The 22,862-nt window shown below is 27.9% G+C and carries 20 protein-coding genes and 3 pseudogenes; 18 read left to right on the forward strand and 5 right to left on the reverse strand.

The window, feature by feature from the left end; translation table 11 throughout:
• Positions 1-54 precede the first annotated feature (54 nt).
• Both CDLVIII_RS16210 and CDLVIII_RS16215 read right to left on the reverse strand, forming a co-directional pair.
• Positions 55-432 (reverse strand): annotated as a pseudogene (locus tag CDLVIII_RS16210) (manganese catalase family protein); the annotation flags it as partial.
• Entirely contained in the window at positions 413-2,077 is a 1,665-nt protein-coding gene (locus tag CDLVIII_RS16215; protein WP_009170529.1) for a recombinase family protein, read from the reverse strand. The pseudogene CDLVIII_RS16210 and the gene CDLVIII_RS16215, both read right to left, overlap by 20 nt.
• Positions 2,078-2,394: 317 nt before the next feature.
• Here CDLVIII_RS16215 and CDLVIII_RS16220 point away from each other — a divergent pair, with 317 nt between their 5' ends.
• The 6 genes from CDLVIII_RS16220 (at position 2,395) to CDLVIII_RS16240 (ending at position 7,292) form a co-directional block, all read left to right on the forward strand.
• The gene (locus CDLVIII_RS16220; RefSeq protein WP_009170530.1) at positions 2,395-2,850 is read left to right on the forward strand and encodes an ATP-dependent metallopeptidase FtsH/Yme1/Tma family protein; all 456 of its coding nucleotides are present in this window, start codon (positions 2,395-2,397) and stop codon (positions 2,848-2,850) included.
• Between the two features lie 285 nt (positions 2,851-3,135).
• Complete coding sequence (locus tag CDLVIII_RS16225) at positions 3,136-3,762, forward strand: hypothetical protein (RefSeq protein ID WP_009170531.1); 627 nt, start codon at positions 3,136-3,138, stop codon at positions 3,760-3,762.
• 220 nt (positions 3,763-3,982) lie between these two features.
• Complete coding sequence (locus CDLVIII_RS31390) at positions 3,983-4,159, forward strand: hypothetical protein (RefSeq protein WP_009170532.1); 177 nt, start codon at positions 3,983-3,985, stop codon at positions 4,157-4,159.
• A gap of 670 nt (positions 4,160-4,829) precedes the next feature.
• A complete protein-coding gene (locus CDLVIII_RS16230) occupies positions 4,830-5,189 on the forward strand; it encodes a hypothetical protein (RefSeq protein WP_009170533.1) in 360 nt (119 codons plus the stop codon).
• A 239-nt stretch (positions 5,190-5,428) separates the two neighbouring features.
• A complete protein-coding gene (locus CDLVIII_RS16235; protein WP_009170534.1) occupies positions 5,429-6,580 on the forward strand; it encodes an AI-2E family transporter in 1,152 nt (383 codons plus the stop codon).
• A gap of 424 nt (positions 6,581-7,004) precedes the next feature.
• A complete protein-coding gene (locus tag CDLVIII_RS16240) occupies positions 7,005-7,292 on the forward strand; it encodes a hypothetical protein (RefSeq protein WP_009170535.1) in 288 nt (95 codons plus the stop codon).
• A gap of 220 nt (positions 7,293-7,512) precedes the next feature.
• On the opposite strand, the pseudogene CDLVIII_RS16245 reads toward CDLVIII_RS16240, so the two are convergent.
• From CDLVIII_RS16245 to CDLVIII_RS32745, 3 genes and pseudogenes are all read right to left on the reverse strand, one after another.
• Positions 7,513-7,704: pseudogene (locus CDLVIII_RS16245) on the reverse strand (manganese catalase family protein); the annotation flags it as partial.
• Positions 7,705-7,719: 15 nt separating this feature from the next.
• On the reverse strand, positions 7,720-7,971 hold the full coding sequence (locus CDLVIII_RS16250) for a spore coat protein CotJB (protein ID WP_009170536.1): 252 nt from the start codon (positions 7,969-7,971) through the stop codon (positions 7,720-7,722).
• Between the two features lie 96 nt (positions 7,972-8,067).
• Positions 8,068-8,214, reverse strand: a pseudogene (locus CDLVIII_RS32745) (spore coat associated protein CotJA); the annotation flags it as partial.
• Positions 8,215-8,514: 300 nt separating this feature from the next.
• Between CDLVIII_RS32745 and CDLVIII_RS16260 the strand changes: the two are divergent.
• From CDLVIII_RS16260 to CDLVIII_RS16315, 12 genes are all read left to right on the forward strand, one after another.
• Complete coding sequence (locus CDLVIII_RS16260; RefSeq protein WP_009170538.1) at positions 8,515-9,054, forward strand: isochorismatase family protein; 540 nt, start codon at positions 8,515-8,517, stop codon at positions 9,052-9,054.
• 174 nt (positions 9,055-9,228) lie between these two features.
• Positions 9,229-10,023, forward strand: coding sequence for an HD domain-containing protein (locus tag CDLVIII_RS16265; protein ID WP_009170539.1), 795 nt, complete (start codon positions 9,229-9,231; stop codon positions 10,021-10,023).
• A 122-nt stretch (positions 10,024-10,145) separates the two neighbouring features.
• Complete coding sequence (locus CDLVIII_RS16270; RefSeq protein ID WP_009170540.1) at positions 10,146-10,352, forward strand: alpha/beta-type small acid-soluble spore protein; 207 nt, start codon at positions 10,146-10,148, stop codon at positions 10,350-10,352.
• Positions 10,353-10,669: 317 nt separating this feature from the next.
• Positions 10,670-11,113 (forward strand): MarR family transcriptional regulator, encoded by a 444-nt coding sequence (locus CDLVIII_RS16275; protein ID WP_009170541.1) that lies wholly within the window; start codon positions 10,670-10,672, stop codon positions 11,111-11,113.
• A gap of 21 nt (positions 11,114-11,134) precedes the next feature.
• Positions 11,135-12,910, forward strand: a complete 1,776-nt coding sequence (locus CDLVIII_RS16280) for an ABC transporter ATP-binding protein (protein WP_009170542.1) — start codon at positions 11,135-11,137, stop codon at positions 12,908-12,910.
• Positions 12,907-14,835 (forward strand): ABC transporter ATP-binding protein, encoded by a 1,929-nt coding sequence (locus CDLVIII_RS16285; protein ID WP_009170543.1) that lies wholly within the window; start codon positions 12,907-12,909, stop codon positions 14,833-14,835. Before CDLVIII_RS16280 ends, CDLVIII_RS16285 begins: the two co-directional genes overlap by 4 nt.
• Before the next feature lie 172 nt (positions 14,836-15,007).
• Positions 15,008-15,262, forward strand: a complete 255-nt coding sequence (locus tag CDLVIII_RS16290; RefSeq protein ID WP_083825358.1) for a GNAT family N-acetyltransferase — start codon at positions 15,008-15,010, stop codon at positions 15,260-15,262.
• Positions 15,263-15,350: 88 nt separating this feature from the next.
• Positions 15,351-16,151 carry a histidinol-phosphatase HisJ gene (gene hisJ / locus CDLVIII_RS16295; protein ID WP_009170544.1) on the forward strand — a complete coding sequence of 267 codons (801 nt, stop codon included), beginning with the start codon at positions 15,351-15,353 and terminating at the stop codon, positions 16,149-16,151.
• 233 nt (positions 16,152-16,384) lie between these two features.
• The gene (locus CDLVIII_RS16300) at positions 16,385-17,893 is read left to right on the forward strand and encodes an IMP dehydrogenase (RefSeq protein WP_009170545.1); all 1,509 of its coding nucleotides are present in this window, start codon (positions 16,385-16,387) and stop codon (positions 17,891-17,893) included.
• 237 nt (positions 17,894-18,130) lie between these two features.
• Positions 18,131-19,387, forward strand: a complete 1,257-nt coding sequence (locus CDLVIII_RS16305) for an HD domain-containing protein (RefSeq protein ID WP_009170546.1) — start codon at positions 18,131-18,133, stop codon at positions 19,385-19,387.
• A gap of 260 nt (positions 19,388-19,647) precedes the next feature.
• Positions 19,648-20,352, forward strand: a complete 705-nt coding sequence (locus CDLVIII_RS16310) for a response regulator transcription factor (protein WP_035302377.1) — start codon at positions 19,648-19,650, stop codon at positions 20,350-20,352.
• Positions 20,353-20,622: 270 nt separating this feature from the next.
• The gene (locus CDLVIII_RS16315; RefSeq protein WP_009170548.1) at positions 20,623-22,800 is read left to right on the forward strand and encodes a sensor histidine kinase; all 2,178 of its coding nucleotides are present in this window, start codon (positions 20,623-20,625) and stop codon (positions 22,798-22,800) included.
• The last annotated feature ends 62 nt before the right edge of the window (positions 22,801-22,862 follow it).

The following is a 22,862-nucleotide window of genomic DNA, read 5'->3' on the forward strand; positions in this document are numbered from 1 at the left end:
TTATATCATTTTAAGGCAGTCTTCTATTTATATAATACTTTATATAAATACAAATTATTTTTTCATGCACATAGCATCTTGAACATGGTCTAAACACTCTCCAAATCTTTGGAAGTGAACGACTTCTCTCTCTCTTAGAAAAGTTAATATTTCTTTAATTTGAGGTTCATCAGTTAGGTGTATTAAATTTTCATAAGTAGCTCTAGCTTTTTGTTCGGCAGCTAAATCTTCATGCAAATCTGCAATAGCATCGCCTTTTGCTTGTATATACGTTGCTGTCCATGGATTACCAGTTGCATCGGTATAAAATAGCGCCTTTCTATGATCAGCATAATGTCCAGCAAGTCCAGCTTTTTTTATTTCTTCTATAGTTGCATTTTCCATAAGTTGATATACCATAGTGGCAATAATCTCAACATGAGCCATTTCTTCTGCTACTATTGCTTAAAGGTAAAAGAACTTGTCGTGGACGTTCTTTACTTGAACCAATTAATATAATATCTAAAGTTCTTGTTTTACTATCCCAAACAACATATTTAACAAGACTCTTGATTAATCTTTTTTTATCCTCAAATTCTTCAACAAAATCATAGAACTTTTTAAAATTATCTAAAATACTCAAAATTTCATCTAAAGATTCATCAGTATTTTCAATTTGTCTATTGGCTGATGATAAGTGATAAATTAATGAATTAAGTTCTTTATTTCTGTCTGTAAGCTTTTTTAGTTCTATTTTAAATGGTTCAAGTAATTCTGGATCATTATCAAGATAAATCATTTTTGATACTAAATTATTAATACATTTCTTATTGCCTTCAATTTCTTTTGTAAAGTAAGTAAGCTCAGATTGATCATTAATTTGGATTATATTTTTTTTCTTGAGTTCCTCATAATTTTTTATTATATCTTCATGAGTTAATGATTTTAAGGTGGTCACCACGTAATCTTCAGCATCATAGGCATTCAGTGAATCATTACTGCAATTATTAGCGTTAGAATTCCGTAAATTACATGAATAATACCTATATGTATATTTGCCATTTAAATTTTGCCTAGGAGCCATAGCTGAGTTACATTCTTTACATATAACTAATCCTGATAATAAAGCTTGTTGACTTGTTCCTTTCCTATTGGATGTATTAGATTCTTTTATTTCATCAGCAATCATTTGGCATTTAAGCCACGTATCACTAGAAATTATTCCTGGATGTTCGCCAACAGAGATAATCCACTTTTTAATTGGAGCAAAGCCTCCTTTTTCAGTTCGTCTATTATAAGCCATAACGCCATTAATACCATTTATGTTTTCATATCCAAATACTTCGGCACCACACATTTTAAAATAATTTAATATTTTTTTATCTGCAATTGAATAAGTAGGATTATTAATAGTCTGCTTAACTAGATTTCTTGAAAAAAGAGAGCCTTTTCTGCTAAGTATCCCTTTGCTTTCTAATAATCTACTTACTTTTTGATAACTTTTGTATTTCATGAATAATTCAAAAACAAGTTTGGGAATATGACTTTCAGCAGGATTAACTTCAAGAATATGTTTTTTTCTATTTCTACCATTTAAGTTGTTATTAAGGATTTCAATAGATTTATAACCAAGTGGAGGAGGACCACCAAGCCATCTTCCAGTCTTTGATAATTCTCGTAAGTTATCTTGTATGCGTTCAGCAATTGTTTCCCTTTCAAGCTGAGCGAAAGTAGCAGAAATGTTCAACATAGCTCTACCCATAGCAGAAGAGGTGTCAAATTGCTCCCTAATTGATATAAATGCTATATCATATTCATTTAATACTTCTATAGTGCTTGCAAAATCACCAACATTTCTAGATATCCTATCAAGTCGATAGCATATAAGATGAGTGAATTCTTTAGACTTTATATCTTTCATAAGTTTCTGAAATTTAGGCCTGTTCGTATTACCACCAGAAAAACCTTCATCTTCATAAATTTCATATTCATCTATGCCAATACTTTTAGCATATTGTATACACATATTAATTTGATTATCTATAGATTCACCCTTTTCAGTGAACTTACTTTTACGAGAATATATTGCTGCTTTCAATCTGAATCAATCCTTTCTAGAGCTTATAGTAATTAAATTTAAATACTTATTTATAGTTATCTTATTAGGATGGGAGGGGATAAATGACCTAATATAGATATTTATAAAGGTGTAATTTTTTAGAATACAATTATAAGTTCTAGAAAATATTTTTGTTATTATATGCTAATGCATACTTAAGGAAATTTAAAGATGGATCGTTGAACTATTTAAGAATAAAATATTAATTTAATATGTATGTTATAGTAATTACAATATTTTACTGAAAATAAATAGAGATTGTATATGGCACTGTTTTTTGAAAGGAGTAAAGATAAATGCATAAAAATAAACGCAAGGTTATGAAAATGGTTGTTATATTTCTTACAATATTAGTAGTCTTTCTAATTGGATTTAACTATTTAAGAAAACCAAATACAACTAAAGAGATTAGCTACAATCAGTTCATGAGTCTACTAGATGAGAATCAAGTTTCAAAAGTTGTTATAATGGATGAGGAAATAAAAATAACACCAAGAGATAATTCAGAATACAAAGCTAAAACACTATATACACTTAATATAGATGATGGAAACTTGATAGCTAAGCTTCAAAAATTAAAGGTAAATTACGATATCATAACACAAGTAAGATCCACAATTGTAAGCAAATTAATTGCATTAGTTATTATTTTGTTGTTTGTATATTTTATTTTGAGAAATAAATCATTAAAAAGTGATAAGAAAAGACTGTTAATTAAAATAAGAAATTTAGAAGATAAGGATAATATTTAAGTTAATTTCTACCTACTTCAAAGCACTGCAAGTCAAAATAGTAAACTATTATAAATAATATAGGTGAAAATAAAAAAATAAGATAATTTATCGAAAAGTCATGTATATACTTACTAATTTTAAATATTAATGCTATTTGACTTCTTGGAGCATTTGTAGAAATGCAGATGCTCCTTAATATTAATAAAATATTATATTAAATAGTTAAATGTAAATGATTAACAATTCGATTTTATTATGATATAGTAGATTTAATGAGTAATAAATTATACGAGGAGAGTTATAATGATTACAGCTGATCAATTAATGATTTTAAAAGAGAATGATATACAGAATATATCTAAAGTTATTAACAAAAATGACATATCACAATTTGTTGAATGGCTATCTGAAAAAAATGATAAAGTAAGATATAATTCATTGTTACTGCTAGAGAATTACTCAGCATATTTTAAGGACGTATACTTCTTTTGGGATGTATTTATAGAAAAACTTAGGAACAAAAATTCATATCAAAGAATTATCGGATTAAAGCTTATTGCAGATAATGTAAAGTGGGATGAAGATAATAAGTTTGAAAAAATATTTGATGAATATTTTAATTTTCTAAATGATGATAAATTAATAATAATACGGCAAGGATTACAATCAATACAAAATATAATTCCATATAAGGAGCATTTAAATAATAGAATCGCAAATAAGATTATGTCTTTAAACATTTGGAATCTTAGAGAAACAATGAGAAAACCTATATTGATGGACATATTGAATGCTCTAATATTGATTAAAAAGAATCAAGCAAATGATGAGATAGACAACTATATTATTAATGCTGTTTCAGGTGGTGTTTTGGACAAAAAGACTAAAAAACAAATTGCATCAGATTTACAATTACCGCTCATATTCTGAAGATATAATGAGTTTTATAATACCTCAATATTCAAAATTGAATTTGAGGTATTTTTTAGGCTTACAGCCGCAGAGCAAGCCACCCGTTTGACAGGTGGTCCTGACTTAATAGAATAATAGTTAAAAATACTATAAGCAAAAGCAAATTTGTAAAAAGAATTGTTAGGAACTATTTTTTTATATTTGCATATTATAAAAGCAAATATAATGGAGGAATAAGATGAAATCTAAGCAAGCTATAACAGTGAGAGTTCATTACCCAGAAACAGTAGAAGGAATAGAGCTACTAAAGAAGTCTCAAGCAGAAGCTATGATTGATATTTTAGAAAAACAGCTAGGAGAAAAAAAAGTAGACGAATTATTTGAATATATGAAAAAGAAAATTAAAAAAACTTAGTAAAAAAGCTGATTAGACTCATGAATTTAAACAATATTAAATATTAAGTATATTATATTAAATTGTATTATGGAACTTATCTTTTATTATAAATTTTCTTAAATTCGACTTTTTAGGACGGAAAATGAAATTTTTGAATGTATATTATATTGAAAGGATAAATTCCAATAACAGTACCCCTTATTATGTCATTGGAATTACTCCTATTATATACCTATATTTATTAAATGAGGCTGTCGCACAATGAATAAAAACCACAATATGTTGTATTAGATTTTTAAATTTCAAAACAACATATTGCGGCTGCATTTCTTAATGCGACAGCCCCATTTGTTATTATTGTAGTAAAATATATAGTACTTCATATGGTTAATTTAAATATATGCTTGATAGGCATGTGAAATGATTTATATAAATAAACATATATACATCTTGAAAGCACAAAATAGTGATTATAATTATATATTGTGGTATAGAATAAAAACTTTATATAAACTCATTGATAGAACTATTCTGAATTTTGTATAAGAAAAATTTTACAGATATTAATATTACAATGGAAACATATATCGTATTAAAAATTATACTAAGATATATGTATATATAAAATTACGAATTATTCAAATGATTATCTTATATTAAATTTAGAAGTACAAAGGAGTTGTATTGAATGAGGAAATATTTTAATTCTACTAGATGTACCAAAGATTCATGTGAATTATGTAGAACAATTAATGCAGATCCAATAGATATGGAAAGACATGGTGCGAAATTAGTTACAGCAAAAGTAAAAATAAATAATGTATGCCTTGGAAAAAAAGTTGCTGTTGCATGTGTTGTATATGATGAAAATAATAAAATACTTGCATTTAAAGGGTTTATTACAACGGTTTCTAGAGATGCTAGTAGTACAAAGTCATGTGGAACTATTGAACGTGATATAGTATTTGTGATTCCAGAAAATTATAGTTGTGATCTTGATAAATTAAATGTCCGCACCAAAGCAAACTATATATATCCATGTGAATAAGGATAGGTAACAATAAAACACTTGTAAGATAGAATTTTATTCATCCATCTTACAAGTGTTTTATTGTTAATTTAATATTCTATTTACCTAATTAATATTATATTTTTGGTTAAATAAACAAACTTCTATATTATGTTATAATTTATACATTGATATGATAATATAAAAATATGATATTAGTTTAAATTTGAGTAAATGGGAATATAAAAAATACAATTAATAGAAGGAAGGATACAATAGTGGAATTAGAAAAAAAAATTAGAAACAAAATTGCTATTATTATAGTATTAGCGTTTGTACTTTATATAGTATTTAATTATTGGAGCAATATTACAGGCATATTAACAGAAATATATGATTTGGTTTTTCCATTTATTTTAGGAGGATGTATTGCATTTATTCTAAATATTCCAGTTACATTTTTTTCTCAAAAGCTATTACATTTACCTAATAATAGTATAGGAAAGATAATTAAGAAACATATCACAGCTATAAGTATAATAATTTCATGCATCATTATAATAGTAATTTTTACATTAATTTCAGCAATAATTATTCCCAATATTATTGAAACCGCTAAAATATTGCCAATTGCTTTTGATGGATCAGTAACAATGTTCCAAAAATGGTTGGATGGCAATAGCTGGCTATCTAATAATTTTATGGATTTAATTAATAATGCAGGAATTGATTGGAACAACATTTTAAATAATGTGAAGTCAACTATTTTTAATGGCATGAGTTCAGCATTAATATCAACAATAGAAGCAGCAACTGCTTTTGCAAGTACTACTTTAGAACTTATATTGGGATTTATATTTGCTATATATTTATTAGCAGAAAAGAATAAGTTGGGAAGCCAATTTAAGAAAGCATTGTATGCTTTTATGAAAAAAGAAAAAGTAGATTCTATTTTGTCTGTATTAAAATTTACAAGTTTGACATTTTCAAATTTTTTTATAGGCCAATGTACTGTATCTGCAATTTTAGGAATAATGTTTTTGATTGCAACTATGGTACTAAGAGTACCATATGCTTTAGTAATTAGTATCTTAATTGCTATTTTATCTATTATCCCTGTATTAGGTTCAGCAATTGGATGTATCTTAAGTGTATTATTAATTGTAATGGTTAATCCCGTGAAGGCAGTAATTTTTTTACTTGTTTTTTTAGTAATCAAACAAATAGAGGATAATTTAATTTATCCCAAAATCGTAGGAAGCTCAGTAGGGTTACCAGCTATTTGGGTATTAGTAGCAATTACTTTAGGAGGCAAATTATTAGGTGTAGCTGGCATGATTATATTTATTCCTATTTCCTCAGTTGCTTATGTCTTGTTTCGTAAAGAAGTATATATAAGATTAAAAAGAAAAGGTATAGAAATGGAGTAAATTAATTGCTGCCTCTTACTTTATTGAGAATAGTTTATTGGTATAAAAAGAAAAGTTATAGCAGTAAAAGTGAAAGAATTAAATATGTATCTTTTAAGCATGATAATAGGTGTTTTAAGAAAAATGTAATTATTTATTAAATTATTATGCTATTATTAGGTTGTAATAAGTATAATTCCCTAGAAGATAAAAAAGACACAAATCTAGTACCAAAAAATAATGATAGTTAACAGTAGAAATATTGTTTGCTATCATTATTTTTCTAAATGATATAAGTATGCTTTAATTTTTATTTAAATAATTTTTCACTTTTGAATATATTTATAATAAGAAATCCTAACGATAATTTTTAATGAATTTTTTATAACATAATTAATTATAAATATTTATTTTAAATTAATTAAATCAGGAGGGAGAATTTTTAATGTTAAAAAGTATAAAGAAATCAGTCAGCCAATCTGGTAGGAATGCAAAGGAAGCAGCTAAAGCTGCTAGAAAGAGATCGATAGAAGAAGCTAAGGCTAATATAGAAATGGGGGCAAAAGCAACTAACAGATCGAAGGAAGAAGCAAGAAGAATGGCAGAAGAAGCACAGAAAAATGCTCAAGAGAAAGGAAAAAGACAAGCAAAAGCAATGACAGAAGCATCACGAATTGCAGAAAAAAAAGCAAAGGAAATAGCTAAAAAAGTAGAAGATAGAAAAAAAGTATGAAAGACTGTATGAAAAGTTTTTCGTAAGCATCTTTTCATGATAATAGTCTAATAGAGTATGCGAAAGTTTTTCTGTAAATAGCTTTCTATAAATAAGAATTTAGTAGGATATATGGCTCAATTACAAGCCATATATCTTATTTTTAGTTGTATGTTAATAAATCATGTATGTTTTTTATGAATATTTTAGAAAAGTGTTTCTACTTTTACGTCATTGTTGCTTCTGTGCCTATATCAGTTAGTAATCCTTTTGATTTGCCTGTTGGCATTGTATAGCGTTGATCGAGATATCTTAAAGCAGCACTTAACTCTCCATCCGGACCACCATATTGTGTTATTAAATATTTGGCCATATTAAGATCTTTACATTTAAGATTTACAGGATATTCCAAGGTTTTTACATAGTACCACATAAACTCATATTCCTCCTATTTATAATTTTCCCATGGCCAAGGCTGATCAACCCATGCTTTTGGATTTTCTACAAAAGCTGAACCGAAATTTGTTAAAGGGCCACAATTTTTTTCATATTCATTAATTAAGCTAGTCAATTTACAAGATACTTTGGAATAATCTTCTCTAGCATTCTTATCTTCTGGAAAATTATCAAGGAATAAATTTAGCTCTACGGCACAAAACTGATATATCATTATACTATTTAACATATCTCTCGGACTCATATACTATCACCTCTCATATTTAATTTTTTTATATTCATAGTTGGGCATATAGCCTTTTTCACAGCCGTATTCACAGTCGTGATCATGGTGATGGTGATCGTGGTATGGTCTATATAGATCTTTAAATATTGTTCCTTTAGAAAATCCTTCTTTGCAAGAAAAGAGATTTTCATATTTTTGAGGTAATATATATGCACGAGCATATTCTTTTTGTTTACACATACAGTCATCATGTCTGTACATAAGGGGTTCACTCCTTCATTAGTGGCTTACTTACTTAATAATTAATTTATGCATGATGTGAAATTATTGTGATAAATAAAAAGGAGAATTTTGGATTTTTTTGCAGATGATTGTTATATAAAGTTATATAAGATAACTAGTTTAATTATATAGGACCTTATCCAAGTATTTTACTTAAAACTTGACAAATAACATTTATAGATATAAGGTCAACACATGAGTAAGATTTTAGAATTTCCTGTTCAGAGATTATATACAATGGTATTAGAAAATAAATTATTATGAGAGTAGGAGAATATTATGAAAAAATTACTGGTTGTGATTGATTATCAAAAAGATTTTGTTGATGGTGCATTGGGATTTAAGAAGGCTGAGACTTTAGAAGAAGGAATATATATAAAAGTGAAAAAGTACTTAGACAATGACAATAAGGTATTATTTACTTATGACACTCATTTTGAGAATTACTTGGAAACAAGGGAAGGAAAAAGCTTGCCAGTTCCACATTGTTATATTCATACTGATGGGCATGAATTATATGGGAAATTGAAGGAATTTGTGGGATCTGAAAATACTATGCATTATAATAAGAGTGCTTTTGGAATAGCTCCAAAAGATATGCTTAAAATAGCGTCAGAACTTGGAGAAGATTTGGATGAAATAGAATTTGTAGGTGTTGTAACTAATATGTGTGTTATAAGCAATGTTATAATATTTCAAGCTCAATATATAAATGCTAATTTGACTGTCGATGGAACACTTTGCGCAAGCTTTGACGAAAGTTTGCATAATAAGGCTCTAGACGTTATAGAAGCACTTAGTGTAAAGGTAATAAGATAATATCATTAATAAATATAAAACTCTAACTATATATCTTAACCTTATGCAGTCCGGCTATTTATTTTAATAAAACATTAAAATAAATAGCCTTTTTAATTTGTGACAATAAGTATATTATAATAGGTGAATACAGAAAAAATAGGTGATTAATTAGAGTTGTGTAAGGAGATTAGTATGGACGATAAAATAGTTGAAAAATATTATGATTGGTTTAATTCATATGTTAAGAAATTTTACGGAGAAGATAGTGTAGTAAATCAAAATATAGAGCTTAAAGCGAAACATACTTTGAACGTTGCAAAACATTGTGTGAATATAGCTAAGTCTCTAAATTTATCAGAAGATGAAATTAACACAGCAGAAATAATAGGTTTATTTCATGATGTAGGGCGATTTGAACAATTTAAAACATATAAAACATTTAAGGATTTTATATCTGTAAATCACGCATCTCTTGGAATTAAGGTTTTAAAAGAAAACAAGGTATTAGATGAGTTAAAAGAATGGAGGAAAAAAACTATTATGAAGGCTATAGGTCTTCATAATACGAAGGAACTACCAGAAGCATTAAATGAAGAAGATAAGGTGTTTTGTAAACTGATTAGAGATGCTGATAAGCTGGATATCTTTAGAATAATTGCTGAATATGAGCAAGAGCGAAAAGAGAATCCCAATCCTGCTTTGGATAATTTACCTTTTACATCAGGTTATAATAGTGAATTTTTAGAAGATATTCTCTCTGGAAAAAGAATTAGCAATTCTTCATTAAAAAATTATAATGATAGGAAATTATATGAATTAAGTTGGATAAAAGATTTGAATTATTTTGCTTCTTTTAATTATATAAGAGAGAAAAAAGTTTTAAAAATATTAATTAACTGTTTGCCAGAAAATGAAGAGATTAATCACATTTATGAGCATCTTAAGCAATATATAGAAAAATTTAGTGTGAAAAAAGAAAAAATCTAAAGTTATCTAGTAGAAGGTATTAATACTACTTTTGTTAACATTTTAATAGATTATAATTTGTGGTATTGGTTAATATATTACTGCCAAGCAAAATTTATTAAATTTAAGGGAGGTAGATATATATGTCTAATAATAGTGGAAGAAACAGAACATTAATACCAGAAGCAAAACAAGGTTTAAATTCTTTAAAAACTGAGGTGGCTTCAGAAATAGGATTAAGTAACTATGAGAGCACAGATAAAGGAAACCTTTCTTCAAGACAAAATGGAAGCGTTGGCGGTTTCATGGTTAAACACATGATTGAAAGCTATGAACAAGGCTTAAAATAATAAGTAAGCTAAAAACATAGCGAATAACTATTTCTCCAAAGGCTGTGATTCCTTTCCTCACAGTTAATAAAGGCTAGTAGGATATATATATTATAATAGTATATTTGTTCTACTGGCTTTTTATATTTAAAATAAGTATTTTACAGAACGGCATCTATTAAAATTAAGAAGTTATTTTAATGATAATTTATAATGTTAGATACTCTCTATTTTAATTGTTTGACAAAATATATTTAAGAGTATATAATTTATTTCGAAAGCGAAATATTCGATAGTGAAATATTCTAAATCGAAATAAATTCTAGGGAGTGGGGAATATGGAAAGTATTAATGAAAGCATAGAAGTCGCAAGGTTATTTCAAGAAGTAATGGGTTTATTCAGAAATAATATGAAGAAAATAATTAAAGGAACTGGTATGTCAATGCCTCAAGGTATGATTATGGGGCTTTTAGCTCACAATAAAAAAATGAAGGTCACAGAATTAAGTAATCATCTTCATTTATCAAACAGTACAGTATCCGGACTTATAGATAAGCTTGAAGCACAAGAAATGGTTATTAGAGAACGAAGTGAAGAAGACAAAAGAGTTGTGTATGTGAGTATATCCCCTAAATCTGAAGAGCTATATAAAAATTTTCATAAAAAGATAGAAAAGAATATTGAAAATATATTAAGCAAGGGAAACACAGAAGAACTTAATAAAATTTTTGAAGGATTATATATTTTAAAAAAGCTTTTAAACGAGCAGGAAAAAGAATAATAATTAAAGGAGAAAGCGCTAATGATAAAATTGTTCAAATTTTTAAAACAATATGCAATTCATATAACAATAATAGTTTTATTAACTTTTACACAAGTACTTGCAAACTTGTATTTGCCTACACTGATGGCGGATATAGTTGATAAAGGAATTGTTCAAAAGGACGTAGTTCAAACTATCTCATTTTGGGGCTATACTGGAGAATATAAGGGAGTAGATTATATTTTAAGGATAGGAGCAATTATGCTGCTTGTTTCTTTAGGCGGTGCAATTTGTTCAATTGTCTCTTCATTTCTATCATCAAGAACAGCTATAGGATTTGCAAGAATAATTCGTAATAAGTTATTTGCAAAGGTTGAAAGTTTTTCACTACATGAATTTGATAAACTTGGAACAGCAACTTTAATAACAAGAACAACAAATGATGTTACGCAAGTTCAATCAGTGATGGTTATGATGTTTTCAATTATGCTTTTTGCACCATTAACAGCTTTAGGCGGAGTTTTTATGGCCTTAAGAGAAGATAAAACTTTGACATGGATATTTGCGGTAGTAATTCCACTACTTGCAATTATCATTTTACTTACTCTAAAATTTGCAATGCCTCTATTTAAATTGATGCAGGTTAAAATAGATAAGTTAAATTTAGTATTACGTGAGCATCTTACAGGAATTAGAGTAGTTCGTGCTTTTAATCGTATTAATACTGAAAAAGTTAGATTTGATGATGCAAATAGAGATTTAATGGATAATGCTATAAAGGTAAATAAAATAATGGCAATTTTAATGCCAATAATGATGCTTATAATGAATGTTACAACAGTTTCAGTAATTTGGTTTGGAAGCATAAGAATAGATTCAGGAAGCATGGAAGTTGGTTCGTTAATAGCATTTATGCAATATGGAATGCAGATTTTATTTGGATTTTTAATGCTTGGTATGGTATTTATAATGATTCCAAGAGCACAAGCTTCAGCAGTTAGAATAAATGAAGTATTAGACATGAAATCGGAAATTTTAGATCCAGAAAAGCCAGTGATAAATGAAAATGAAGGTGGTTATGTTGAATTTAAAGATGTAAGCTTTAGATATCCAGGTGCGGAACAAGATGCTATTAGTAATATATCATTTAGTGCTAAGCCTGGAGAAGTAACAGCTATAATAGGCGGTACTGGTTCTGGAAAATCAACATTAATAAATATGATACCGCGTTTTTATGATGTAACTAATGGAGAAGTTCTTGTAGATGGTATTGATGTTAGACAGATGAGTCAAGAAAGTATAAGAGCTAAAATAGGATTTGTTCCTCAAAAAACTGTTCTTTTTTCTGGAACTATTGCTGAAAATATCAAATATGGTAAGGATGATGCTTCCGTAGAAGAAATTAGACATGCAGCAGCTGTAGCTCAAGCAGCAGATTTCATAAATGGAATGGAAGATGGATATGATCATATAATAGCACAAGGAGGAACTAATGTATCAGGAGGACAGAAACAGCGTTTATCAATAGCGCGTGCTCTTGTTAGGAAGCCGGAAATATATGTTTTTGACGATAGTTTCTCAGCACTTGATTTTAAAACTGATGCAAAACTTCGTGCAGCACTAAAAAATGAGACTTCTAAATCTACAGTAATCATTGTTGCTCAAAGAGTAGCAACTGTTATGGATGCGGATAGAATTATGGTTTTAGATGAAGGCAAAATTGCTGGTATTGGAACTCATAAGGAACTATTAAATAGCTGCAAAGTATATTCTGAGATTGTTTCATCACAACTATCAGAGGAGGAATTATCATGAGTGAAAATCGTAATAAAGGAAACAGAAGACAAGGCGGTTTTGGCGGGGGACCAATGGGCTCTTTTGCACGTGGACCAGTAGTTAAAGCAAAAGATTTCAAAGGAACGTTAAAAAGACTTTTAAATTATCTGAAACCGCAAAGAATGAATTTTATATTAGTTTTTATATTTGCCATAATGAGCACTATATTCAATATAGTAGGACCTAAAATATCAGGTAAAGCTATAACTAAATTAGTCGAAGGTATAGTAGGTAAATACACTGCAATAGCTCAAAATACTCAATTGCTTAAAGCGGGAAGGCCAGCGAATATTGAAGTACCAGGGATAGACTTTAGTTATATAGGAAATATTCTCTTATTACTTTTAGGATTATATCTAATCAGTACAATTTTTGGTTTTCTTCAACAATATATTATGGCAGGTGTGGCTCAAAAGACTGTTTATAATTTAAGAAAAGAAGTTGAAGATAAAATTTCACGTTTACCTCTCAAATTTTTTGATTCAAGAACTCATGGTGAAATTTTAAGCCGTGTAACAAATGATGTTGATAATATTGCAACAACATTGCAACAAAGTCTTACACAACTTATTACTTCTTTAGTTACAATAGTTGGAATTATTATAATGATGTTAACTATAAGTCCATTGCTTACATTAGTAGTAGTTTTGACATTACCTCTTTATATTGGTATAACTACCTTAATTGCAAAGTATTCTCAAAAATATTTTGCAGCTCAGCAAAAAGAAATTGGAGCTCTTAATGGTCACGTAGAAGAAATGTATACAGGTCATAAAATTGTTAAGGTTTTTGGTCATGAAAGAGATTCAATTAAAGAGTTTCAAAATATTAATGATAGACTTTATAAAGCTGGATGGAAAGCACAGTTTATATCCGGCGTAATAATGCCAATGATGAGATTTGTAAGTAATATAGGTTATGTGATAGTTTGTGTTGTCGGTGGATATTTGGCTACATTAGGTAAAATTAGTATTGGTGATATACAAGCGTTTATTCAATATTCTAATCAATTTACGCAGCCTATAGTTCAAACAGCTAATATTGCTAATGTAATTCAATCTACAATAGCATCTGCAGAACGTGTATTTGAACTTTTAGATGAAGATGAAGAAGTGCCTGATTCAGTAGATGCGAAGGTTATAGAATTTCCTAAAGGTGATGTTAAATTCAATAATGTTGATTTTAGTTACAAGAAGGAAGAACCACTTATTGAAGATATGAACGTGGATGTAAAACAGGGTCATACAATTGCAATTGTTGGACCAACTGGAGCAGGCAAAACTACTCTTGTTAATCTGCTAATGCGTTTTTATGAGATAAATTCTGGCAGCATAACAATAGATGGGATTGATATAAAAGATATAAAACGAGGAGCGCTTCACAATATGTTTGGAATGGTTCTTCAGGATACATGGTTATTTAATGGTACTATAATGGATAATATTGCTTATGGAAGAGAAGGAGCTACAGAAGAAGAAATAATTCAGGCAGCAAAAGCAGCTCATGCTCATCATTTTATAAAAACTCTTCCAAATGGATATAACACAATATTAAATGAAGAAGCTTCAAATATATCTCAAGGTCAAAAGCAGCTTCTAACTATTGCCAGAGCAATACTTGCGAATCCTACAATAATGATACTTGATGAGGCTACAAGCAGTGTTGATTCAAGAACAGAAGTATATATTCAAAAAGCTATGAATAATCTTATGAAAAATAGAACAAGTTTTGTAATTGCTCATAGACTTTCTACAATCAGAGATGCTGAGTTAATACTTGTTATGAATAAAGGAAGTATAATTGAAATGGGTAATCATCAAGAGTTGTTAGATAAAAATGGCTTTTATGCTGATCTTTATAATAGCCAGTTTAGCGGAGGCAATTTAGATAGCGATGTAATATAAAATTTAAAACCTATGTTTAGCAAAATCTAAACATAGGTTTTGTTTTTTCATAATCGTTAATAAAAAATGCTGTATATGATTATTTTATAATGCTAAAATATATATAATAAAGAAAATTTGGAGGTATTATAGATAATATAAATAAGAATTTAACAATAAGGTTGGACAAATTATGTATACATATGAATGGAGTGATTGGAGAAATGGAATGTTTCTCTGGGTTCAAAGTGTATATGTTGATGAGGAGTATAGAAGAAACTGTATATTTAAAGAGTTATATGCTTATGTTAAAAATACATGTGATAAGAATAAAGAATTAGCAGGAATCAGGTTATATGTTGAAAAAGAAAATCACAATGCTAAAGCTACATATGAGCCCTTGGGAATGAGTGAATGCAATTATCACATGTATGAATATGAAAAATAGAATGAAATTAGTACAATAAATTTGAATAGAAGGGATGTGAGTATTTAAAGAGAGATGAAGAAAATTAATCTTTCTTTAAAAGAGTATTATGGAAAAGAAAAAAATAGTAAGAGATGGACATATTCATTCACCATATTGTCCTCATGGAACTAAAGATGATTTTGAATTATACATAGAAAAGGCATTAAGAGAAGGAATAGAAGAAATGACTTTTACTGAACATATGCCTTTTCCAGGGTATTTTATAGAAGATAAAGAATTTTTAGATGAATGTGCTCCAAATGATGAAGCTATAACCATGTATTTTGGAGATGTTGAAAGGCTAAAAGAAAAATATTCAGCAAAGATAAAAATAAATTTAGGTTTAGAAGTAGATTTTATTGAAGGATATGAAGAGAAGACAAAGAATCTTTTAAATACTTATGGTCCAAAGCTTGATGATGGATTGCTTTCTGTACATTTCATAAAAATAGGAGATGAATATATAGCGATTGATGGAAAAGATGGATTTGAGGCAGCTTTAAAAGCCTTGGGGACTACAGAAAAAGTTTATAATGCATATTATGAGACTTTACTTAAAGCAGTAAAAGCAGATTTAGGAAAATATAAGCCGCACCGCATTGGACATCCAAACTTAATAAGAATATTTAATAATTTATATCCGATAGAATATAAAAACAAAGAGCTTTTAGAAGAAATAGTAAAGGAAATTAAAAATAGAGATTATGAAGTGGATGTAAATACAGCTGGCCTTAGAAAACCATATTGTGGTGAAATATATGTATCTGGCATTTTTAAAGAATTGGTAGATCAATATGATGTAAAAAAAGTTTATGGGTCAGATTCTCATACAGCCAGTGATGTTGGAAGAGATTTTGATAAGGAATAGTTAGAGAATTGAGTAGTTCGCAATAAATATTTTTCAATGAGGCAAAAAATGGATACAATAAGTTGAAATTTTAAGTATTAAAATTGATAGAAAAGCAAATATTTATTTAATGGATAGAGAAAACTTCTCAAGATATTTAAATGCTCTATAAGTTTTTATATTGACAATGGCAGGAAATATAGATATTATTATCAATAAAATATCTATAAATTGTGAAGAAGGAGTAAGATAAAATGGCATATTATTTTAATGAACCGTCACATACTTTTGGAGAATATTTATTAGTTCCTGGATATTCCTCAAAGGACTGTATTCCACAAAATGTAAACTTAAAAACACCACTTGTTAAATTTAAAAAAGGGGAAGAACCATCTCTAAGCATTAATATTCCTTTAGTTTCAGCAATCATGCAATCAGTATCAGATGATAAAATGGCAGTTGCTTTAGCAAAAGAAGGAGGAATTTCTTTTATATATGGCTCTCAATCAATTGAAGATGAAGCGGCTATGGTTGCAAGAGTTAAAAATTATAAATCTGGATTTGTTACAAGTGATGCAAACCTTAAACCAGATACTACACTTGCGGAAGTCATTGACTTAAAGGAAAAAACCGGTCACTCTACTATGGCGGTAACTGAAGATGGAACTCCTAATGGAAAGCTCCTTGGTATAGTTACAAGCAGAGATTATAGAATAACTCGAATGGACTTAAACACCAAAGTTTCAGAATTTATGACACCTTTTGATGAACTGATTTATGCTGATGCTAATATAAGCTTAAAGGAAGCAAATAATATTATTTGGGATAATAAGTTGAATATGCTGCCATTAGTTGATAAAGATCAAAAACTAAAGTATATGGTGTTTAGAAAAGATTACTCAGCTAATAAGGAAAACTCAAAGGAGCTTATTGATTCACAAAAAAGATATATGGTAGGAGCAGGGATTAATACTAGAGATTATGCAGAAAGAGTACCAGCTTTAATTGAAGCAGGAGCTGATGCATTATGTATTGATTCATCTGAAGGTTTTTCCGAGTGGCAGAAAATAACAATAGATTATATACATAAAAACTTTGGTGAAAATATTAAAGTTGGTGCTGGAAATGTTGTTGATAGAGAGGGTTTCTTATTCTTAGCTGAAGCAGGAGCTGATTTTATTAAAGTTGGCATAGGTGGAGGTTCAATTTGTATAACACGTGAGCAAAAAGGAATTGGTCGTGGTCAGGCAACATCACTTATAGATGTAGTAAAGGCTAGAGATGAATACTTCGAAAAGACAGGAGTTTATATACCTGTATGCTCAGATGGTGGTATTGTTCATGATTATCATATGACTTTAGCCTTAGCTATGGGAGCAGATTTTATTATGCTTGGAAGATATTTTTCTAGATTTGATGAAAGTCCAACTAATAAAGTTAATATTAATGGAAACTATATGAAGGAGTATTGGGGAGAAGGATCTAATAGAGCAAGAAATTGGCAAAGGTATGACCTCGGTGGAGATAAAAAGCTATCTTTTGAAGAAGGCGTAGATTCCTATGTGCCATATGCAGGAAGTCTAAAGGATAATGTTACAATATCCTTAAATAAAGTAAAATCTACAATGTGTAATTGTGGAGCGCTTACTATCCCTGAATTACAGGAAAAGGCAAAGATAACATTAGTTTCTGCAACCAGTATTGTAGAAGGAAGTTCACATGATGTAGTATTAAAAGATAATCATTATAATGCTCAACAATAATTAACATGACATGATAATTTTGAAATAAGCATTTAATTTATTGTTAAATTTTTAAGCTGTGGAGTAATATCCGCAGCTTTTTTGCATGTAAGTCTAGGTAAACAAACCAAGATATTTTCTATTTTAGTAAACATGATTAATAAAAGCTTTTTTATGGTAAAGTATGATGCTATAATGAAAAAAAGGCCTATATTGGAATGAATAGATGAATTTAGCGGCAACATACGGAGGGGACAGATGAAAGAGAATTTAAAAGTTACATTAAGACAAATGATAACAATCATACATAGGGCTATTAATTCAACAGAGACAAAACTTTTGAACCATGGAGAAAAAGTTGCATATATAATGTTGAATTTATTAAGAGCAGAAGGAAATTATAGTGATGAAGAAATCATTAATATTTGTGCTATATCTATATTTCATGATATAGGTGCATATAAGGTAGGAGAAAGTGATAAATTAGCAGAAATTGATCAATCAACAACGCCATTTGAACATGCTATTTATGGCTCATTATTTATAAAATATTTTTCACCTCTTAGTGACTTATATGAAATAGTATTAACTCATCATTTTTCACATAAATTCTTCAAAAGAAAGAATATGAAAGTAATATCTAAAGAAGGATTATTGCTAAACTTTGCAGATGATATAGATTTTGTATATCAAAATGAGAAGACTTCAGTTAAAAGTTACATATTAGGAAGGCAAAATGATTATTTAAAAGAGCATATTTCGTTATTTGTAGAAGCAGATAAAAGATTTGATTTTTTAAATAAGATTTTTAATGGTTCATATGTTGAGGAATTATACGGATTTTTTGATAGCAAAGTCCTTAGTAGAGAAGAAGTAATAGCATATAGTAAAATGCTAGCATATTGTATCGATTTTAGAAGTGAAGCAACTGTTAAACATACAATAATTGTTGAAGCTATAAGTTATCAAATAGCTAAATTGTTTGACATAAACAAAGAAAGTCTACTAAAAATAAAACTTGCTGCAGCACTTCACGATATAGGTAAGATAGGAATTTCAGTAGATATATTGGAAAAACCAGGAAAACTTACAGATGAAGAATTTGAAATTATGAAAAGCCATGCAATTATAGGATATAATATACTAAGTGATTTAAATATAGATGATATAAGAGATATTGGTACCCTTCATCATGAAAAATTAGATGGAACAGGATATCCTTTTGGTCTAAGAGAAAAAGAGATTACTAAGGAAATGAGGATTGTAGCAATAAGTGATATTGTTAGTGCACTAATTGGAATTAGAAGCTATAAAAACGAATTTGATAAAGATAACGTAATTAAAATACTTAAAAATATGATAAATCTTAATAAAATAGATTCTAGTATAACAAATTTATTTATAAAAAATTATGACTATATTATTGAAAAGGCATTGGAGGATTCTAAAGACTTGATGGACAAGTATTTAAATTTAAATGATGAATATAGAGAGCTATTAAATTATTATGCCTAAGTAGTTATTAAAACTTAATAAAAAATCAAAGGATTGTTTTGTTATTTAAAAAGAATTTTTTATTGCAAGATAATCTTTTTTATTATTGATTTAAGAAAACTTTAGAAATTCTTTAGAAAGTTCTCATAGTTATTTTTATATTAGTTGTATATAATTTTAATATATTCAAAAGTATTAGGTAAGTATAGACAAATTAAATATACATAATAGAAGTGAAAGTTTTCATTTATGAATTAAATATGTAAGGATGTAAAATAATGATGAATTTATATAATGTTTTAATTGTGGAAGACGAAAAGGAAATATGTGATGGTATTGAAATCTATTTGAAGAATCAAGGATATAATGTATTTAAGGCTGGTAATGGTGAAGAAGGACTTGAAATTATTAAGAAGGTAGATCTGCATTTGTCCATTGTAGACATTATGATGCCTAAAATGGATGGAATAACTATGGTCATGAAACTTCGTGAAAATTATGATTTTCCTGTAATAATGCTCACAGCTAAATCAGAAGAAATGGATAAAATAATGGGGCTCAATATTGGGGCTGATGATTATGTGACTAAGCCATTTAATCCAATGGAGCTATTAGCTAGGGTGAATTCGCAGCTTAGGAGGTATTCTAAGTACTTAAGTGTATTAAATAATTTCGAAGAAAAAAATAATAACTTCACAATTGGGGGATTAGAATTAAATACAGATACTAAAGAAGTATTTTTGGATGGTGAGTTAGTGAAATTTACTCCTATTGAATTTAAAATATTGCATCTATTAATGAAAAATGCAGGAAAGGTTTTTTCAGCAGAGGAAATTTATGAAAGAGTATGGAATGAAGCCGCTATTAATACAGATACCGTAATGGTTCACATCAGAAATATCAGAGAAAAGATAGAGATTGATTCCAAAAATCCTAAATATTTAAAAGTAGTCTGGGGAATTGGATACAAAGTTGAAAAACAATAATAATAACGAATTAAAAGGTAACATTAACTAATTTTTGTTACCTTTATTTAATTTGGAAAATTTATTTTTGGTATAATAATTTTAAATTATCATTTATGATTTCTTTAGAATTTCTTTATTTTTATAGTCCGAAATTCTTAAAGATATTGAATTATAATAAGATTAATACTCGAGTAAAAAATAAAAATTATTAGATTTTACAATGCTTTAAATTATAGTGCAACATGTAAGTTTGAAATGGAAATTAATAGAGTTTAAAGGAGTTATATAATGAGTGATATAAATAATAAAATACAATTAAAAAAGGGTATAAGAACTTATAGTAAGAATATAATATCGTTTTTAATATTTATAATAATGTCTATTGGAATTTTTAGTATGTATCCTAAAATAGAAGAATTGACAAGGGAGGAGCCTTCAGTTCCTTATGAGAATCATGAATTGTTAGAAGATATTTATAAGAGTAATTATGTATTATATAAAGATATAATAAATCAAAAAAATGGCGAAGAACAAACTGGAGATGAAATATATATAGGAGCTACAGACAAAGCATATACTAATGATATAAATGTAATTCGTAATTTTAATTATGAATTAAGCTCTTGGAAAGACGATTTAAACAATGGTCTAAGGAATCTTGATTATTTAGTTTATCTAAATGATACCTCTCAAAATAAGACTAATACTAATAATAATTTAAATATGTTAGTTAATGGTGCTAGCGATAGTAACCTAAAAGATAAATATGCATGGTACATGATTATAAAATATGATCAAAATGGCGCAATTTCAATTAATAATGTTTATGGCGCTGATGAAAATACAATAAAAAATACATTCTCATCATTTAATTTGAGAAATATATGGGGTTACAATATTGATGGAGATAAGAATATTAAAATAAATCCTATTAAAAATGTAACTTTTGTTTATGCTATTTCTAAAGATTTAAAGTATTCAGATAATATAAGTGTAATAGTAGATAATTCCTTAAATAAAGTGAATACTAGTGTTTTTCATAAAATAATAACAATAATATTATTTTGTGCATTAGTATTAGGATTATTGATCCCATATAAAAGAGGTAACAATATTCTTGGAATTAATGTTTTCTTTAAAATACCACTTGAAATTAATTGTATTATATTTGGATTTGGAGCTTTATTTTCGTTGTTTATTTCTCAAGAGGTTATTTTAGAAACCTTAAAAGGCAGGCTTGCAAAAGATCTGATGGGGCAATATATTACAGCTAATATTGCAAATCCAACAGCAATTGTGGTAAACATCATTATTTGGACATTAATCTTGTATTTCATTTTTGCAGGGGATATGCTATTAAAGTATATATTTAATACTGGAATAGTTAAATATTTCAAGGAAAAATCATTAGTGATTAAAATATTCAAATTATTAAAAAAGCTTACTGAGAGCCTAATTGATTATGTAGAACATGTAGATTTAACTGATAAGTCTAACAAAGTCATTATAAAAGTTCTTTTAATAAATTTTGTGATATTATCAATAATATCTATAATATGGTTCTTCGGAATAGCAGCATCAATATTGTATTCAATGGTATTATTTATTATGCTTAGAAAATATGTAGATAACGTAAGGATGAAATTCAAAATACTTTTAAAGGCTACGAATCAAATTGCGGATGGAAATCTTGATGTAGAAATAAATGAAGATTTGGGGTTATTTAATCCATTTAAAGAACAAATAAAAATTATACAAAAAGGTTTTAAACGTGCAGTAGATGAGGAAGTTAAAAGTCAAAAGATGAAGACAGAACTGATATCGAATGTATCACATGATTTGAAAACACCTCTAACTTCAATAATAACTTATGTAGATTTATTAAAAAATGAAAATATATCTGAAGAAGAACGCCGGTTATATATAGATACTATTGATAAAAAATCTCAGAGATTAAAATTTTTAATAGAAGATTTATTTGAAGTAAGTAAAGCTACTAGCGGTGATATTAAACTTAATTTAGTGAATGTGGATATAGTAGAGCTAATGAAACAGACTCAAATAGAATTAGAGGATAAAATAAGAAATTCTGATTTAAGAATAAAAAATAATTTTCCAAGTTCTAAAATCATACTAAAACTTGATGGTCAAAAGACTTTTAGAATTTTTGAAAATCTATTAAATAATATTACCAAATATGCAATGAAAGGTTCTAGAGTATATGTAGACATAGTTGAAAATGATGAAAATGTAGAAATTGTTATGAGAAATATGTCTGCTGAAGAAATAACATTCAATGCTTTTGATATTGCAGAAAGATTTCAAAGGGGAGATAAATCTAGAAATACGGATGGTTCGGGGCTTGGCCTTGCAATTGCAAAGAGTTTTATAGAAGTTCAAGGAGGTAGATTTGATATAGAAATAGATGGAGATTTATTTAAAGTTATAATTCAATTTAGGAAATAAGCTAATAAACATTTTTGAATATTTTTCATTAAGTTGTAAATAAAATACTTTATGGTTAAAAT

The organism is Clostridium sp. DL-VIII (assembly GCF_000230835.1).
Lineage (GTDB): Bacteria > Bacillota > Clostridia > Clostridiales > Clostridiaceae > Clostridium.

Coding starts and splice junctions, on each gene's coding strand:
- hisJ (WP_009170544.1), top strand. CDS start 15,351: ATGGAAAAGAAAAAAATAGTAAGAGATGGACATATTCATTCACCATAT.
- CDLVIII_RS16220 (WP_009170530.1), top strand. CDS start 2,395: ATGCATAAAAATAAACGCAAGGTTATGAAAATGGTTGTTATATTTCTT.
- CDLVIII_RS16270 (WP_009170540.1), top strand. CDS start 10,146: ATGTCTAATAATAGTGGAAGAAACAGAACATTAATACCAGAAGCAAAA.
- CDLVIII_RS16280 (WP_009170542.1), top strand. CDS start 11,135: ATGATAAAATTGTTCAAATTTTTAAAACAATATGCAATTCATATAACA.
- CDLVIII_RS16290 (WP_083825358.1), top strand. CDS start 15,008: ATGTATACATATGAATGGAGTGATTGGAGAAATGGAATGTTTCTCTGG.
- CDLVIII_RS16230 (WP_009170533.1), top strand. CDS start 4,830: ATGAGGAAATATTTTAATTCTACTAGATGTACCAAAGATTCATGTGAA.
- CDLVIII_RS31390 (WP_009170532.1), top strand. CDS start 3,983: ATGAAATCTAAGCAAGCTATAACAGTGAGAGTTCATTACCCAGAAACA.
- CDLVIII_RS16265 (WP_009170539.1), top strand. CDS start 9,229: ATGGACGATAAAATAGTTGAAAAATATTATGATTGGTTTAATTCATAT.
- CDLVIII_RS16300 (WP_009170545.1), top strand. CDS start 16,385: ATGGCATATTATTTTAATGAACCGTCACATACTTTTGGAGAATATTTA.
- CDLVIII_RS16260 (WP_009170538.1), top strand. CDS start 8,515: ATGAAAAAATTACTGGTTGTGATTGATTATCAAAAAGATTTTGTTGAT.
- CDLVIII_RS16315 (WP_009170548.1), top strand. CDS start 20,623: ATGAGTGATATAAATAATAAAATACAATTAAAAAAGGGTATAAGAACT.
- CDLVIII_RS16310 (WP_035302377.1), top strand. CDS start 19,648: ATGAATTTATATAATGTTTTAATTGTGGAAGACGAAAAGGAAATATGT.
- CDLVIII_RS16275 (WP_009170541.1), top strand. CDS start 10,670: ATGGAAAGTATTAATGAAAGCATAGAAGTCGCAAGGTTATTTCAAGAA.
- CDLVIII_RS16250 (WP_009170536.1), bottom strand. CDS start 7,971: ATGAGTCCGAGAGATATGTTAAATAGTATAATGATATATCAGTTTTGT.
- CDLVIII_RS16285 (WP_009170543.1), top strand. CDS start 12,907: ATGAGTGAAAATCGTAATAAAGGAAACAGAAGACAAGGCGGTTTTGGC.
- CDLVIII_RS16225 (WP_009170531.1), top strand. CDS start 3,136: ATGATTACAGCTGATCAATTAATGATTTTAAAAGAGAATGATATACAG.
- CDLVIII_RS16240 (WP_009170535.1), top strand. CDS start 7,005: ATGTTAAAAAGTATAAAGAAATCAGTCAGCCAATCTGGTAGGAATGCA.
- CDLVIII_RS16305 (WP_009170546.1), top strand. CDS start 18,131: ATGAAAGAGAATTTAAAAGTTACATTAAGACAAATGATAACAATCATA.